Here is a 15825-nt window from a genome sequence, read left to right on the forward strand (position 1 = left end):
CCTCATGCCCGGCGCCGCGCGGCTGTTCCCTCCGTCGCCGAAGCCCGCGGGAGGCATCGTCACGCCTGCGGTGCGCTCGCCTCGCGTCCGGGTCGCGAAGGCCGCGAAGGACGCGCGCTTCGTGAAGGTGATGGCGCAGCTGCAGGCGAGCGCCAAGAAGGTCGGTCAGCGCCCGCCGGCCGCGAGATTGGCGGCCGAGGCGCAGGCCGCAGCGAAGGCGCCCGCGAACGAGAAGGTGGCAGGGGCGCGCGCCAACCAGGTCGACGAGATCAAGGACGCGAAGGCGGAGAAGCCCACAACGGGCGGCTTCCTCGCCGTGCTGCGCGCCGAGATCGAGAAGGTGATGCCCAAGAACCTCGACGACGCCGACAAGTTCATGAAGGGCGGCGAGAGCGGGCAGATCAAGGGCTCGGTCGCGAGCAACGTCAAGCAGCAGAAGGAGGGCGCCTCCGGTCCGACGGAGCAGGCCACGAAGGCGCCGCCCGACACGGGCAAGGTCGAGGGTAAGGAGGTGACGCCGCTCCCGTCGGAGCCCGCGACCGTCGCGCCGCCGGTGGCGGGCGCCGAGGCGATGCCCGCGCCCAAGCCGCAGGCCCAGGTCGATAAGACCGCCAAGGACGCGTCGGCCTCGGCCGACCAGAAGATGAAGGACGCGGAGCTCTCCTCCGAGCAGATGACCAAGGCCAACGATCCTCGCTTCAGCGCGGTGCTGACGGCGCGGGACAAGGCCAAGGAGACGGCAGCAGCGGGGCCCGCGAAGTACCGCGCCAACGAGCAGAAGGCGCTGGTGCAGGCGAAGGCGGGCGCCACGGGCGACTCGGGCAAGGGGCTCGCGGCCTTGACGGCGACGAAGGGGTCGACGGGCAACAAGGCCAAGTCGCGGCAGCAGCTCGCCAAGGAGAAGGACGAGGCCGAGCGCAAGAAGGTCACGGACACGATCGCCGCGATCTTCGACAAGACCAAGGCGAAGGTCGAGTCGAAGCTCAGCACGCTCGAGGCCGACGTGATGGCCGTGTTCGACGCCGGCGCCGACGCGGCGCTCGCGGCGATGAAGAGCAGCGCCAACGCGGAGATCGACCGCTTCAAGTCCGACCGCTACAGCGGGATCACGGGCGGGGCGCGCTGGATCGCCGACCTGTTCCGCGACACGCCGCCCGAGATCAAGGCGATCATCGCGCGGGCGCGCCAGCGCTTCACCACGCAAATGGACGCGCTCGCGGTGCGGGTGGCCGGCATGGTCGACCAGCGCCTCGCCGAGGCGAAGGCCATCGTGGCCGCGGGTCAGGCCGAGGTGAAGACCTATGTCGCGGGTCTGTCGCCGAGCCTCCGGGCCGTGGGGCAGCAGGCCCAGGCGGACGTGCAGTCGAGGTTCGACGAGCTGAAGCAGTCGATCGACGACAAGGCGCAGGATCTCGCCGAGAAGCTCGCGCAGAAATACAAGGACGCCTCGGAGAAGGCCGACGCCGCGGCCAAGGAGATGGAGGAGGCCAACAAGGGCGCGTTGAAGGGCCTGGCCGACAAGATCGGCGAGATCGTCAAGATCCTGGCGGAGTTTGCCGATCGCGTGGTGTCGCTGTTCAAGAAGGCGGCCGGCGTCGTCAAGAAGATCGTCGCCGACCCCATCGGGTTCCTCGGCAACCTGCTCTCCGCGATCAAACAGGGTATCTCGCGCTTCGTCGGCAACATCTGGACGCACATCAAGAAGGGCTTCATGACATGGCTCTTCGGCGAGCTGACGAAGGCCGGCGTCGAGATCCCGTCGGACCTGACGCTCCCGTCGATCCTGAAGCTGGTGCTGGGGGTGCTCGGCCTGACGTGGGCGAACATCCGGCCGAAGATCGTCAAGAAGATCGGCGAGCGCGCCGTCACGGTGCTCGAGAAGGTCGTCGAGATCTTGATGAAGCTCTTCACCTCCGGCCCGGCCGCGCTCTGGGCGGAGATGGAGGCGTTCGTCGGCGACCTGAAGGGGATGGTGATCGACGCCATCCTCGACTGGGTGATCACCAAGGTGATCACGTCGGCGATCACCAAGATCGCGTCGATGTTCAACCCCGCGGGCGCGATCATTCAGGCCATCATCATGGTCTACAACGTCGGGGCGTGGCTGGCGGCGAACCTCAGCCGCATCCTCGACTTCATCGAGTCGGTGGTGAACTCGGTCGACCGCATCGCCAACGGCGACGTGGGGGGCGCCGCGGCGTGGATCGAGCAGGCGCTCGCAAGGATGATCCCGATCCTCATCGGCTTCCTCGCGAGCCTGCTCGGCCTCGGGGGGCTTGCGGCGAAGGTGAAGAGCTTTATCACGAAGGTGCAGGCCAAGGTCGGCAAGGCCGTGGATTTCGTGATCGACAAGGTCTTCAACGTCGTCAAGAAGATCATCGGGAAGGTCACAGGAAAGGACAAGAAGAAGGACGACACGCGGACCGAGGGACAGAAGCAGGCAGATCTCGATGCTGGCCTCGATGCAGCTCAGGCGCTGCTTGCGCGCCAGGACACCGAGGTCGACAAGGTCCGATCGCAGCTCTCACCGATCAAGCAGCGCTACAAGATGACCGCCCTTGATATCGTCAAGGACGGTGAGAGTGGGGGTGACGCCGAATACCACGTTCACGGAGAGGTCAACCCTGTTGCGAACAAGCCCAAGGTCAAGAAGCCGGTCGAGGACGACAAGAACCCGGTCGCGATCGCGGAGCAGGCAAAGGCCCCGCCGCCCCCCGATGGAGTGGACTCCAAGCAGTTCCTTGCCTCAGAGCGTGGCAACAAGCGCTTGTATGCGCTGTTGAAGGGCGGGAAGCGCTTCGTCTACGTCGTGAAGCAGACACGGTGGCATCCCCTCAAAGATGACACCGCCATTCAGAAGGCCGAGCAGGATCTTCGCCAGCAACTGGCCAGCCAGATTCCAGGCTACAAGGAGCTCGTTGACGCATCGAAGCCCGCGAATGCACCGGGCTTCGACGCCGCTGGGGTCGTCCCTGGCGCGACTCCGGCCCAGTCGCAGCTCGTGATCGGAGAAGTCAAGGGATCGGCACCCACTCAAGGCACGCAGTACGTCCCGAAGGAGAAGTTCACAGCGCTGACGACGAGCCTTCAGTCCAATCTGGAAGGCCTGCTTGCCGGCCCCGAGGCGAGCCACGTCGAAGGCGCGCTCAAGTCAGGGAACGTCGTCATCAAGATCAAGCTGACCGGCGGAGTGCAGGTGGGCAAGCAGGCAGCCGGGAGGAAGCTCTCCACAAGGGCGAAGATCGAGCGGGCGATCCGAAAGAACTTCAAGGATTTCTTGGTCGCGAACTATGCCGGATTAAAGGTCGAGCAAGTGGTAAAGAGTATCCGAGTCGAGTGGGATCCACCCTAAAGACGGAAGCGGGAGCACGGCGATGGCATGGATATCAGTCGTGGCGGCGCGAGAGCGCTTCACGAGCCGCATCGAGGAGGTTCGAGCTGAGCGTGCGCGTTCGGGTGTCACCGAATTCAACGCGCTGAATGTCATCACGGCGTGTATCGGCGGTGGCGTCGAGGCGATTCGAGATGAGATTGCCATTCTGATGCGACCTACACACCTAACGCCGCGGATGCTCGCGCACCCGCCAGAGTTTTTGCTCCGTACCTTGGCTGCATCGCTCTTGCTTCGGCGTTGCAGCGGTGAGGAGGTCGACGGGGAGCTCGCCAAGCTCGCGAACCTGAAGGGCTACAAAGAGGCATCAACGCGGGTCGTGCAAGCCGCGCTTCAGCGGATCCTCGCCGTGCGAAGAGCGCGCGACCAGCCAAGCGCGACCGGATATCCCGAAGATGAAGCCGAGTTCCGGCAGCTCGCGGAGCGCGCGGCTCCGCCTGTTCCGGCGCAGGTGGCGCTCGTCCCCGACGGGCCGCTCTGGGGCCGGCTGTTCGGCTGCGTAGTTCCGCTCGCCTATGAGGCTCTGGCCCATGGGAAGACTGCGCCGGATCTTGAGGTCTTGGGAGCATTCATCAGACAAGGCGGCGACGCTCGGCCACGCGAGCTCTGCTACGAGCGGCGCGGCGGAACCTCCGACGGCGTGTGGCGCCAGGATGTCACCGAAGTACCTGGCTTCGATGCGGTCGAGCTCACCGCTGAGTCGGTCCTGGTGCATCATTACATGGGCGTGCGCTGGCAGGCTCCCCTCCTGCTCGACAGCGACGTCGACGCATTTCATTTCCTCGCCCACGTAGATGCCGGCTGGGCGCAGGTGCGAGCCACGATCGGCGACGACGCCTGGACCCGCCTCGTGAGGGCGCGCACCGAACGAAAGACGGTGCATCGCGTCAGCATCGATCCGGTCAATGCCACGGAAGATCCGGCCAGCACCGAGCGCGCACGCCAGCGTTATGGAGTGGAGATCGAGGTTGTCGGTTTTCTTTATGCATGAAGCAACCTCCGCCACATAGTAACCTACCCACCAACCGAACGGCATCTGGCGCTGGCGCATGACCCGGCGCCGCGCGGCTGTTGCCTCCGTCGCCGAAGCCCGTGGGAGGCATCGTCACGCCCGCGGTCAAACTCTGGCCCAGGCCACCTTGTGGCTTGAACGCGAGGGGCATTTCAACGACCATCGGCGTCAGGAGACGCCCCGCGGCGATGGAGCCCCTTCCCGTGTATCTCACCGACCTCACGCCTACCCAAGTTCGTGTCGGCTATGGCCAGCTCGGTCTTCACGGCAGCCTCGGCTACGAGAACAAGCCCGTGCGCGTCGCCGACCGCTCGTACGCGCACGCCCTGAGCGCGCACCCGCCCTCGCGCGTGCGCTTCGCGCTCGACGGGCGCTACGGCGCTCTCCGCTGCCACGTAGCGCTCAACGACGACGTGCCGCCGGGCCGCTCCTACGCGGATTTTTCGGTATTCGCCGATGGCCGCCTCGTCGCTGTCGTGCCTCAGGTGCGCGCGGGAGCGCCGCCACGCGAGCTCGTCGCCGACTTGCGCGGCGCGAACACCTTGGAGCTCGAGATCCGCACGAGCCGCTGGGAGTTTTGCCACGCGGTCTGGCTCGACCCGGTGCTCGACGAGGCGCCGCCGGCGCGCGCCGCGGAGCACCTCCTCGATTGCCTGGGACGCGCCGAGATCACCCTGCCTCGCGTGGTGCCGTCCGCGCGGCGCTGCATCGCGACGGTGGTGTCTCCGGGGTACACCGAGCTGCTCGACGACATGCTCGGGTCGCTGTACGCCCACGGCGGCTGCCAGGACGCGCTGCTCGTCGTGTTCGCGCTCGACGCCGACGCGGAGTGCGTGAGGGTGGCGGGCAAGTACGGCGCGACGCTCATCCCATGCCGGTCGCACGCGCGCATCAACGCGACGAGCAAGGCGCTGCTCTACACGGTCGCACGTGTGGTCGACGCGGAGCGGTACCTCTGCCTGGACGCCGATATGCTCGTGCTGGGCGACCTGCGCCCGATCTTCGCCGCGCTCGAGGCGGCGCCCTGCGGGAGCATCCTGGTGTGCCGCGAGGCCAACAGTCGAGGGCTCGCGAACCTCGGCCACGCGTTCCGCGACGCGTACTGGGGCAACGCGAACGACCTCAAGGCGTTGAAGATCACCGACGCCGAGCTCGCGTATCCGCTGGCCGTCAACGACGGGCTATTCGCGGCCGAACGCTCGACGATGCTAGCGCTCGACGGCTTCATCAGAGAGCTCCCCGGAGCGGTCGCGTGGGTGGACCAGCGACGCGACAACTGGTGGCGTAACCAGTTCATCTTCAACCTGGCGCTGGCCCGGATGGACTGCGCCGTCGAGCTCGATCCAACCTGGAACCTTCAGCTCCACGCGCAGGACGTGGAGTGGGCCGAGCGCGACGGCCGCGCGCGCGCCGAGTGGCACGGCCGGCCGGTGCGGGTGCTGCACTTCAGCGGCGTGGGCAGGCGCAAGTACCCGGAGCAGCGCAACCAGTTCGTGCGGGTCGCCGACCCCCTCACGGGTCCAGGGGGCGGCGACCACTACGGGGCGTTTCTCGACGCGCTGCGCGCGTGGATCGGGCGCTTCGGACTGGCATCGCTCGCCTGGTCGTTTTACGGCGTCACCGACGCAACCACCGCTCGGGTGGCCGACCCCTCGACGTTCCCTCTGCTGGCGCTGCTCCACTACCTGGTGCGCACCAATGGATGCGTGCGCGTCCTCGAGACGGGCACCGCCCGCGGCATCTCCGCCGCCTGCCTCGCGTCGGCGGTGGCTCACCGCGCCGAGGGCCGGGTGGTCACCCTCGACCCCTACCGCCACGCGGAGCGGAGCGAGCTGTGGAAGATCCTGCCCGAATCCATCCGTCGGTGCATCGAGGAGCGCACGGTGGGTTCGCTCGAGGGGATGGCCGCCGCGCTGGAGGCCGGGGAGCGGTACGAGGCTGCGCTGCTCGACTCGATCCACACCGAGGAGCACGTCTGGGCCGAGTTCGAGCTGGCGTCACGCCTGGTGTGCCCAGGAGGCCTGATCCTGATCCACGACGCGACCTATGCGCACGGCACGGTCGGCAAAGCCCTCCTGCGGATCCAGGCCGCGGGGTATGATGTGACGCGCCTGTGGACGGCGGACTCCGGCATGCACGAAGATGACCGTCTGGGTCTCGCCGTGATCGAGAACCGCCGCACCCGTGAGGCCGCCACGCCGCCGTGAGCGGAGCGCCGACGCTGCCGACCGATGCTCGCCACCTGCATCATGCCCACGCACGATCGACGCGCCTTCGTGCCGCGCGCGATTGATAGCTTTCTCTCGCAGGACATTGACGCGATCGAGCTCGTGATCCTCGACGACGGCGCCGACGCGGTGAGAGACCTCGTGCCCGAGCACCCGCGGATACGCTACCTGAGCCATCCTCGGAAGCTCTCGCTGGGCGCCAAGCGCAACGCGCTTGGCCGCGAGGCGCGGGGCGCGGTCATCGTGCACTGGGACGACGACGACTGGTACCCCCCGTGGCGCGTGCGCGTACAGCTCGAGGCGCTGCGCTCGCGCGACGCCGACGCGTGCGGCAGCCGCACGACCTGGTACCACGAGCCCGCGACGGGGCGCGCGTGGCGCTATGAGTATCGCGGCGCCGACGCGTACGTCACCGGCAACACCCTCGCGTACCGAAAGGCCTTCTGGGAGCAGAACCCCTTTGCCGAGGTGCAGGTGGGCGAGGACACCCGCTTTGTGCGCTCGGTGCCGCGCGGACGCCTCGTCGACCTCGCGGACCCTGGCCTCTGCGTCGCCACGGTGCACCCGGGCAACGTGTCGCCCAAGCGCCCCGCGAGCAGCGCGTGGACGCGGGTGGACCCCGACGCGCTGCCCTCGGCGAGGGGCGCGGACGGGCAGCCGCAGCGTTCACCGAGGCTGCCTCGCGTGTCGTGCATCATGCCCACGGCCGACCGGAGGCCCTTCGTGACGCTCGCGCTCGAGCTCTTTGCCGCGCAGACGCTGCTGGATCGCGAGCTCGTTGTGGTCGACGACGGCGACGATCCGGTGGGCGACCTCTGCGAGGGCGCTCCGGGCGTGCGTTATCTGCGCCTTCCGCAGAAGATGTCCATCGGCGCGAAGCGCAACGTCGCGTGCCAGAGCGCCACGGGGGCGCTCATCGCCCACTGGGACGACGATGACTGGTACGGCCCCGAGCGATTGCGCCTCCAGGCCGAGCCCATCGCGGCGGGGCGCGCGGACGTCACGGGGCTCGAGAACGCCTACACCCTGAAGCTGCCCGAGGGGGAGTTCTGGGGCACGTCGAGGCGGCTCCATCAGCGGATGTTCGTGGAAGACGTGCACGGAGGGACACTGATGTTCCGCAGGTCTCTCTTCGAGGGCGGCGTCCGATATCCCGACGCGAACCTCGCTGAGGACGCCGCCCTGCTCCGGGCGCTCACGACCCGCGGGGCTCGGCTCGAGCGCGTGGGGAACGGCGGCGTGTTCGTGTATGTGCGCCACGGGCGCAACGCGTGGCGCTTCGACGCGGGCCGTTTCCTCGATATCTCGGGCTGGCGCCGCGTCGAGGCGCCGCCGACGATGCCGCACGCCGCTGTCGAGCGGTACCGCGCCGCAGCCTCGGGGGCAGCACGTGCGCGCGATGTGCCGCCACCGGCGGGGCGCGACGCCTTCCGCGACTGCCTCGACGCCGCGAACGTGACGCTCCCCGACGCGCCCCTCCGCGCGGAGCGTTGCGTGGCCGTCGTCGCGGGGGAGGGGCAGGCGCGCCTTCTCGATGCGCTTCTCGACTCCATCGAACGCCGCGGCTGCATCCCGGACGCGCTGAAGGTGGTGTTCATCGAGGGGGTGTCGCCGGGCTGCGAGCGGGTGGCCGCGCAGCACCGCGCCGAGGTCGTGCGATGCCGCGCGACGCGCGCGCCGTCCCCCGCGCTGAAAGGCGCGCTCTACTCGATGGCTCGCGCCGTCGATGCGCGGCAGTACCTCTGCCTCGACGCCGACCTGCTCGTGCTCGACTCACTTGCCGAGCTCTTCGAGCAGCACGCTCGCCTGCCGGCCGGGAAAGTGCTCATCGCGCCCGAGTCCATGCCCGGCCGCCCTGTGAGCCTCGGTGCTGCCCTCACGTCGATCTACCATGGAACCGCCGGGGAGATCGCTTCACTGACGCGCGGAGACCCCGCCCTCGCGGCGTATCCCCACGTCGTGAACGACGGGCTCTTCGTGGCCGACCGCGTGGGTCTGGAGGCGGTCGATGGGTGGCTCCGCTCATCCGCCGGGATCGTGCAATGGGTGCATGGGCGCCGCGACGTCGGGTGGCGCCAGAAGGCCGCGCTCAACCTCGCCCTCGCCAGCATCGGGGCCGACGTCGCGCTCGACCCTTCCTACAACGTGCAGTTGCACGCCGAGCGGGCCGAGCCTGACGGCGGCAGCGGCGCGCGCTGGCGAGGTGGACGTGCGAGGGTGCTGCACTTCAACGGCGCAGGACGCAGGCTCCATGCCGCCTGGTGTACCCGATTGCGGTGAACGTCCGACCGTACGAGCTCATTGACAGAACGGGCCTTATGCGATCAGGCAGGCCTTCCACTCGTGAAACGCCTGCTCGTCGGTGCGCCCTCGAGCGCACCCCGGTGCACGTGCACGCGCTCCGACGTCACGCTCCCTGACCGAGGACCCTCGTTCAGCGGAAGGCGAAGCGGTCGACCGTGATCTTGTAGCTGAGCTGTTCGCCGCGCTCGATGCGGCCGCCGAGCGATATGTTGTGCTCCTCGCCGCTCGTCGCCACGTACTTCGCGTCGGCCGCCACGAACGTGCACGCACCCTCGATCGGCTGCTGGCGCTCGAAGAGGCAGCTGTAGCCGTCCTCGGCGACGGGGCGACAGATGCGGGTGTCGATCTTCAGCACCTCGACCTCCGCGCGCGAAAACAGGCCCTCCTCGTAGGTGATCTTCATGGGCTTCTCGCAGCGGACGTAGATGGGCAGGTACTGGTGGTGCGCGTCCCGGTACACGACGCCGTCTTTGATCTCCTCGCGCGTGCCCGCGGCCACGTCCAGATAGCCCTTCAGGCGGACCGGCGCCTCGACCGCGGCGGGGAGACCCTCGGCGGGCATCGCCTCGGCGTGCGGGTGATCGCCGGCGTAGACGAGGACGTTGAGGAAGCGTTGCCGCGCGCCGTCCCCGGCGGGGTCGAAGATCTCGCTGACCGCGTCGCATCGTGCGGCCTGCTCGGCGGAGTGACTCTCCAGGTTGTCCCCGGTCGACTCGAACCCGAGCTCGTAGACGCCCACGCTCGCTCCCCAGCCATTGTCGTTCTTGGACGCGGCCAGGCCGGCGGCGTCGTTGTTTGGGGCGATCCAGAGGTTGTCGGTTGTGAGCGCGGGGACGTGCGTCAGCGAGCGAACGAGGGAGCCGTTGTCGCCGCAGCCGCGCCCGATCTGTTGATAGGTGGTGTCTACCTCCGCCGGAGTCGACGGGGTTGCCGGCACCGCGGTGGACTCAGCGATCGTGTCGTCGTCCGATCCGCCGCAGCCCGCGACGAAGATGAAAGGAGCCCCCACGAGAACCAGCGAACGAAGGTAGTACCTCATGACGGCGGTGGAAAGCAAAGCTCGTACCTCCCCGATCCATGTGGATTTTTCGCCCAAATTGCGGCGCGAGACGCGACGCGTGAACGGGGCGCCACACCGCGGCCGCTTACTTCGGTTGTCCTGCGTCTGCGGCGATGGGCAGCGTCTCGCGGATGATTTGCAGCAGCATTTCGACTTTGCCTTCGCTGCTCTCGAGCGCGATCCGATGTGCGCCGATTCCCCATCTGGGGTGCTCGCGGAGTGTGCGGGCGTGCCGACCGCGACACCTCTGCCGTGGCCACTCCGAACGGGGACCTCCACGCCTCCGCCACGAGCTCCCTCGACACACGCCGTTCGCCACGAGCGTCTCACCGCGAGACGGCGACAGCCTGGCTATTCATGGCGTTGGTCGGGCGCTCACGGCGGGCTGACCGAGGCGCCGCAGCGGGCTCGGCCGCGCGTCGGTCGCCTGCGCTTGCCTGAAGCTCGCGTGTTGGTGCGCCCTTTGCTGAAACCCCGGCTCCCCGGAGGACATGTCATGACCGATCGCAAAGACCCCACGAAGCTGTCGTCCAGAGAGCCGGCGCCGACCGAAAAGGGCGCGGGCAGCGCGAAGCAATCGATGGGCGGCCCGTCGGCGAAGCCGCGAGCGGCACGGCCGAAACGCAGCCTGCTCGAGCGCGCGGCGACCGCGCTCGGCAGCGGGACGAGCAGCGACGACGCCCGGGTGCGCCACGTGGCGGCAGCCGACCGCCTCGACGCGAAGGTCGACGCCACCGAAGCGCTCGTCGCTGCGATCCCCGAGAACGTGAACAAGCGCGCTGAGTACGCGCTACGCGGCAAAATGCCACAGCCGCCGCAAGGTGCCACGGCGAAGCCCGAGAACCTCGACGCGACCGCGAGCACGATCACCGAGAGCAATGAGTCCGAGAAGAACGGCGGCAAGGCGGCGCCGGGCGAAAATCCGAACCAGGGGCCTCTGCAGAAGCATCGGGTCGACTCGCTCGGTCGGGCGCTGACGACGAACCAGGGCGTTCCCGTGGGCGACAACCAGAGCTCGCTGCGCGCGGGGCTGCGTGGCCCGACGCTGCTCGAGGACTTCATCCTTCGCGAGAAGATCACCCACTTCGACCACGAGCGCATCCCCGAGCGCGTGGTGCACGCGCGCGGCTCGGGCGCGCACGGCTACTTCGAGTGCACCGAAGACATCACCTCGCTCACCAAGGCCGCACCCTTCGCCAAGGTCGGCAAGCGGACGCCCGTCTTCGTGCGCTTCTCGACCGTGGCGGGAGAGCGCGGCAGCGCCGACACGGTGCGCGACGTGCGCGGCTTCGCCGTGAAGTTCTACACCGAAGAGGGCAACTGGGATCTTGTCGGCAACAACATCCCTGTCTTCTTCATCCAGGATGCGATGAAATTCCCCGACATGGTGCACGCCGTCAAGCCCGAGCCGCACCACCAGATGCCGCAGGCGTCGAGCGCTCACGACACCTTCTGGGACTTCATCTCGCTCATGCCCGAGTCGATGCACATGATCCTGTGGCACATGAGCGATCGGGCGATCCCGCGCAGCTTCCGCACGATGCAGGGCTTCGGCGTGCACACCTTCCGGCTCGTCAACGCGGCCGGCGAGGCGACGCTCGTGAAGTTCCACTGGACACCCGTGCTCGGCACACACTCGCTCGACTGGGACGAAGCGGTGAAGATCGCGGGCGCCGACCCCGACTTCCACCGTCGCGATCTCTGGGAGGCCATCGAGGGCGGCGCGTTCCCCGAGTACCTCTTGCAGATCCAGACGTTTACCGAGGCCGAGGCCGAGCGGTGGAGCTTCGACGTGCTCGACGCCACCAAGATCGTGCCGGAGGAGCTCGCGCCCCTGCGCACCGTCGGCCGGCTCGTCTTGAACCGCAACCCTGACAACTTCTTCGCCGAGACGGAGCAGGTCGCGTTCTGCACGCAGCACATCGTGCCCGGAATCGACTTCACGAACGACCCGCTGCTTCAGGGGCGCAACTTCTCGTACCTCGATACGCAGCTCTCGCGCCTCGGGGGGCCGAACTTCCACGAGATCCCGATCAACGCGCCGATCGCCGAGGTGCATAACAACCAGCGTGACGGGCTCCACCGCCAGGCGATCAACCGCGGCCGCGTGAACTATGAGCCCAACTCGCTCGCTGGCGGCTGTCCCTTCCAGGCCGGCGCGCGCGGCTTCGGCTCGGTCGCCGAGCGGCTCCTGGCGCAGCAGGCCGCGACCGAGCCGAGCAAGCTGCGCGCGAAGCCCGAGAAGTTCGCGGACCATTACACCCAGGCGCGCCTCTTCTGGGCGAGCCAGGCGCCCGTCGAGCGCGAGCACATCGCGCGCGCCTTCCGCTTCGAGCTGACGCGCGTGCAGACGCAGGCCATCCGCGAGCGCATGGTCCGGATGCTGCGGAACGTCGACGAGGGGCTGGCCGCGCGCGTCGCGGCCGACCTCGGCATGGCGCTCCCCGAGCCGCTCTCGATCGTGGCGCCGCCCGTCAAGGACCCTGAAGTCGCTGTGTCGCCTGCCTTGTCGCTGTTCGCCCGGCCCGGCGATGGCCGCATCCTCGGCCGCCGCGTCGCGCTCGTCGTCGCCGACGGCGTGAGCGGGGCGGAGGCGGGCGCGCTCTACGAGGCGCTGCTGCTGGCGGGCGCGGTGCCCCGCTACGTCGGCGCGCGCCTCGGGGGGGTGCGCACCGCCGAGGGCGATGAGCTGCCGGTCGAGGTCACGATCGAGGCGGCCCCGAGCGTCCTCTTCGACGCCGCGGCGCTGCTGCCCGGCGGAGGCGCGGCGGCGCTGGCGCGCGATGGGCTGGCGGTCGAGTTCGTCCAGCTCCAGTACCGCCACTGCAAGCCGCTGCTCGTGCCAGCGTCGGCCGCGCCGCTCACCAAGGCCGCCGGCATCAAGGCCACCGCGGGGGCCGACCCGGGCCTGCTCGTCCTGCCGGACGACGCGGTGGCCACGGCGGCGCCGGCGTTCATCAAGGCGATCGCCATGCACCGCGCGTGGCAACGCCAGACCGAGCCGCCGGCGGTCTGACCCCGGCTCAGCGCTCCTCGACAACGACGTCGACGTCGCCCTCGACCCGGAGCACGTCGACGTCGACCGCGCCGCCCCGCCTCCTCCGGAACTCCAGATCGACGCGGCCGTCCGCCACCGCCAGCCCGCGCACCGTCGCGCGGCGCACGAGCCGGGGCAGGACCGGGCGAACGATGCGCAGGCGCCGGTCGAAGCCCTCGGGCTCGAGCCCGAGGAGCGAGGCGAACATGTACGGGACTGCCCCCGCGGCCCACGCCTGCGGGTGACACGCGACCGGGTAGCGGACCGGAGCGCCTTGCTCGGCGCGCGGGAAGCCGCAGAAGAGCTCCGGTAACCGGTGCATTCGATAGCGCATGGCGGCGCTCACGATGCCGCCGAACAGGGCGCGCGCCTCGCGGTCGAGGCCATAGCGGCGCAGCCCGGCCACGATGAGCGCGTTGTCGTGGGGCCACACCGTCCCGCGGTGATAGGACATCGGGTTATAGCCCTTCTCGTCCGCCGCGAGTGTGCGGATGCCCCAGCCCGAATACATGCTCTCCGACATGAGCCGCTCGGCGCTGCTCCGCGCCCTGGACGGCTCGGCGATGCCCGCCCACAGCGCGTGGCCGGCGTTGGACGAGCACACCGCCGCGCGGCGGCCGCCGTCCACGAGCGCCAGGGCGTAGATCCCTCGCTCCGGGAGCCAGAAATCGCGCTCGAAGCGCTGCTGCAGGTCCGCAGCTTCGCGCCGGAGCCGAGCGGCCGTCTCGGGCTCGCCCGCGCGCTCGAACAGGTCGGCGAGCCCCGACTTGGCGAGGTACACATAGGCCTGCACCTCGACCAGCGCGATCGGCGGCGCCGCGATCCGCCCCTCTTCATCGACGATCGCGTCGCCGGAGTCCTTCCACCCCTGGTTGACGAGGCCCGAGGTCGAGGTCGAGTCGTAGGCGAGGTAGCCGTTGATCTCCGGATGCGCGTCGGGGCTCGACAGCCACGCGAGCGCAGCATCGATGTTCCCCCTGAGCTCGTGGAAGACGTCGAGTCGACCCGCACACGCCGCGTGCCGTGCGAGGAGGATCAGGAAGAGGGCGGTCGCGTCCACCGTGCCGTAATACGGTGTCTGGGGGATCTCCCCGACCCGCGCGAGCTCGCCGACCCGGAGCTCGTGCAGTATCTTGCCCGGCTGCTCGTCGCGCCACGGATCCCGCTCGCGCGCCTGGAACTGCGCGAGGAGCCGCAGCGTATCCACAGCGACAGCCCTCCGGTAGGGCAGCACCTCGAGCGCCGTGATCAGGCTGTCGCGGCCGAAGAGCGTCGTGAACCACGGAACGCCGGCCGCGAAGAACACGTCGTGCTCGAGCGGGGTCCGCAGGAGGCGCAGGTCGGCGAACGATCGCGAGAGGACGCGATTGACGAGCAGGCTGTCCGTCTCGACGCTCGCTTGCTCTGCCGCCTGGGCGGCGATGCGCTCGTCGACCCGCCGCTTCACCGCGGCGACGTCCACGCCCGAACACGCCGGCGCGCGCCCGGCGGCGGGCGCCGCGCCCGGGGACTCGGAGAGCGTGATCACGAGGGGAATCTGCTGGCTGCCCCCCGGCGGCAGGCGGACGCGGAAGCGGGCGGACGTGCCGTCGGTCGCGTCCGGGCGGAGGCCCCAGCGGATGGTCACGGCGCGCTGGAGATCGTCCGCTCCATCGTAAGAGAAGCGCAGCTCGTCGGCGTCCCAGGCGGGGACGCGGAGCTCGCCCAGCGCCTCGGGCAGGAGGCCGCGGACCGCGTACACGTCCTCGAACTCGGCGCGGAAGGTGAATGTCAGCTCGAGATCGACCGCCGAGCGAGCGTGGTTGTGAACCGTGATGTCCTCGTAGACCGCGGTTGCGTCGCCGTCGATGACGCGCTCCCACCGGAGGCCGACCTCGTGCTGGGACATGATGTGCCCGTCGCGCATCTGGGTCCGGGGGTTCGCGAGCTGAAAGACGCCTGTATGACCCGCCTCCGACGTCGAGGCGAGCGCCTCCGGCTGGGCGCCGTCGAGCTCGATGGTATAGCCGTTCAGGAACCGGCAATCATGGTAGTAGAGGCCAAAGCCGTGCGCGCCACGCAGGGGGATCGCGCCGCTCTGCTCGGTGAGCAGGAAGACGCCGCCCTGCTTCAGGACGACCGCATCCGCGATGCTCTGCGCCATCGAGGAGGTGCCCTGGGTGAGCACACGCTCCTTGCGCTCCTGGCGCTCGCCCGGTGAACGCTCGGCCATCCCTTCGCCGGACCGCGGCCGGCGCTCGCTCCCTGGCTCGGCACGGCGAGTCGACTCATGAGCTCCCATCACACGCCCCCTTTGCGACTCTCTGTGGCTCCCAGGGCGACCTGCGCGTCCTGGTCCCATGCCTTCGCGCTCTCGCTCCCGGAGGGGCGGAGGGCGCTGGCGAACGTGCGCGCGCGGTCGTGACAGGTCTGCGCGGCGGTCCGTCTTGGCCTGGGAGCCGGCGAGCACGCGTTCCCTGATGTCGTCTGAGCCTCGTGCCCTCACCAGAGGCGCCGGCGCTCGCGACGTGCGCCTGCCGCCATGGCCGCGGCGGTCCCCAGGGCGACCACGACGGCCGCCGCGGCGGCGAGGCGCCTGGCTGTGGGCGCGGCGCCGCCCTGGATGACGCGCAGGTTCGCCTTCGCCGTGACCCGATCGCGCGCGCGCCGCTCCTCGCTGCGCTCCATCCGCTCGGCGAGGCCCGGCGGCGCCGCGGGAACGCCTTCGGCGCAGACATGACCGCGCTCGCCGAGGGAGCGGGCGACCCTCTCCAGATCGAACCGGATCACACCGGATGGTTCCATGGGCTCTGC

Annotated in this window: 8 protein-coding genes; 5 read left to right on the top strand and 3 right to left on the bottom strand. The window is 69.3% G+C overall.

The window, feature by feature from the left end; translation table 11 throughout:
* Nucleotides 1-4: 4 nt before the first annotated feature.
* The 4 genes from WME79_RS11495 to WME79_RS11510 all read left to right on the top strand — a co-directional run bounded on the left by WME79_RS11495 (nucleotide 5) and on the right by WME79_RS11510 (nucleotide 8911).
* Entirely contained in the window at nucleotides 5-3352 is a 3348-nt protein-coding gene (locus WME79_RS11495; RefSeq protein ID WP_437534808.1) for a phage tail protein, read from the top strand.
* 40 nt (nucleotides 3353-3392) lie between these two features.
* The gene (locus WME79_RS11500) at nucleotides 3393-4382 is read left to right on the top strand and encodes a hypothetical protein (RefSeq protein ID WP_437534809.1); all 990 of its coding nucleotides are present in this window, start codon (nucleotides 3393-3395) and stop codon (nucleotides 4380-4382) included.
* Between the two features lie 209 nt (nucleotides 4383-4591).
* On the top strand, nucleotides 4592-6610 hold the full coding sequence (locus WME79_RS11505; RefSeq protein WP_437534810.1) for a CmcI family methyltransferase: 2019 nt from the start codon (nucleotides 4592-4594) through the stop codon (nucleotides 6608-6610).
* A gap of 24 nt (nucleotides 6611-6634) precedes the next feature.
* Nucleotides 6635-8911 (top strand): glycosyltransferase family 2 protein, encoded by a 2277-nt coding sequence (locus WME79_RS11510; protein WP_437534811.1) that lies wholly within the window; start codon nucleotides 6635-6637, stop codon nucleotides 8909-8911.
* Between the two features lie 154 nt (nucleotides 8912-9065).
* On the opposite strand, the gene WME79_RS11515 is transcribed toward WME79_RS11510, so the two are convergent.
* Nucleotides 9066-9944 carry a hypothetical protein gene (locus WME79_RS11515; RefSeq protein WP_437534813.1) on the bottom strand — a complete coding sequence of 293 codons (879 nt, stop codon included), beginning with the start codon at nucleotides 9942-9944 and terminating at the stop codon, nucleotides 9066-9068.
* Between the two features lie 547 nt (nucleotides 9945-10491).
* Here WME79_RS11515 and WME79_RS11520 point away from each other — a divergent pair.
* Nucleotides 10492-13011, top strand: a complete 2520-nt coding sequence (locus WME79_RS11520; RefSeq protein ID WP_437534814.1) for a catalase — start codon at nucleotides 10492-10494, stop codon at nucleotides 13009-13011.
* Between the two features lie 7 nt (nucleotides 13012-13018).
* On the opposite strand, the gene WME79_RS11525 is transcribed toward WME79_RS11520, so the two are convergent.
* Nucleotides 13019-15244 carry an amylo-alpha-1,6-glucosidase gene (locus tag WME79_RS11525; protein ID WP_437534815.1) on the bottom strand — a complete coding sequence of 742 codons (2226 nt, stop codon included), beginning with the start codon at nucleotides 15242-15244 and terminating at the stop codon, nucleotides 13019-13021.
* A 269-nt stretch (nucleotides 15245-15513) separates the two neighbouring features.
* Nucleotides 15514-15816, bottom strand: a complete 303-nt coding sequence (locus WME79_RS11530) for a hypothetical protein (protein ID WP_437534816.1) — start codon at nucleotides 15814-15816, stop codon at nucleotides 15514-15516.
* Between the last annotated feature and the right edge of the window lie 9 nt (nucleotides 15817-15825).

The organism is Sorangium sp. So ce726 (assembly GCF_051521405.1).
Classification (GTDB): Bacteria; Myxococcota_A; Polyangia; order Polyangiales; family Polyangiaceae; genus Sorangium.

What these genes read in the sequence shown, in the direction of transcription:
- WME79_RS11495 (WP_437534808.1), top strand. Translation starts at nt 5, where the DNA reads ATGCCCGGCGCCGCGCGGCTGTTCCCTCCGTCGCCGAAGCCCGCGGGA.
- WME79_RS11505 (WP_437534810.1), top strand. Translation starts at nt 4,592, where the DNA reads ATGGAGCCCCTTCCCGTGTATCTCACCGACCTCACGCCTACCCAAGTT.
- WME79_RS11510 (WP_437534811.1), top strand. Translation starts at nt 6,635, where the DNA reads ATGCTCGCCACCTGCATCATGCCCACGCACGATCGACGCGCCTTCGTG.
- WME79_RS11520 (WP_437534814.1), top strand. Translation starts at nt 10,492, where the DNA reads ATGACCGATCGCAAAGACCCCACGAAGCTGTCGTCCAGAGAGCCGGCG.
- WME79_RS11525 (WP_437534815.1), bottom strand. Translation starts at nt 15,244, where the DNA reads ATGGCCGAGCGTTCACCGGGCGAGCGCCAGGAGCGCAAGGAGCGTGTG.
- WME79_RS11530 (WP_437534816.1), bottom strand. Translation starts at nt 15,816, where the DNA reads ATGGAACCATCCGGTGTGATCCGGTTCGATCTGGAGAGGGTCGCCCGC.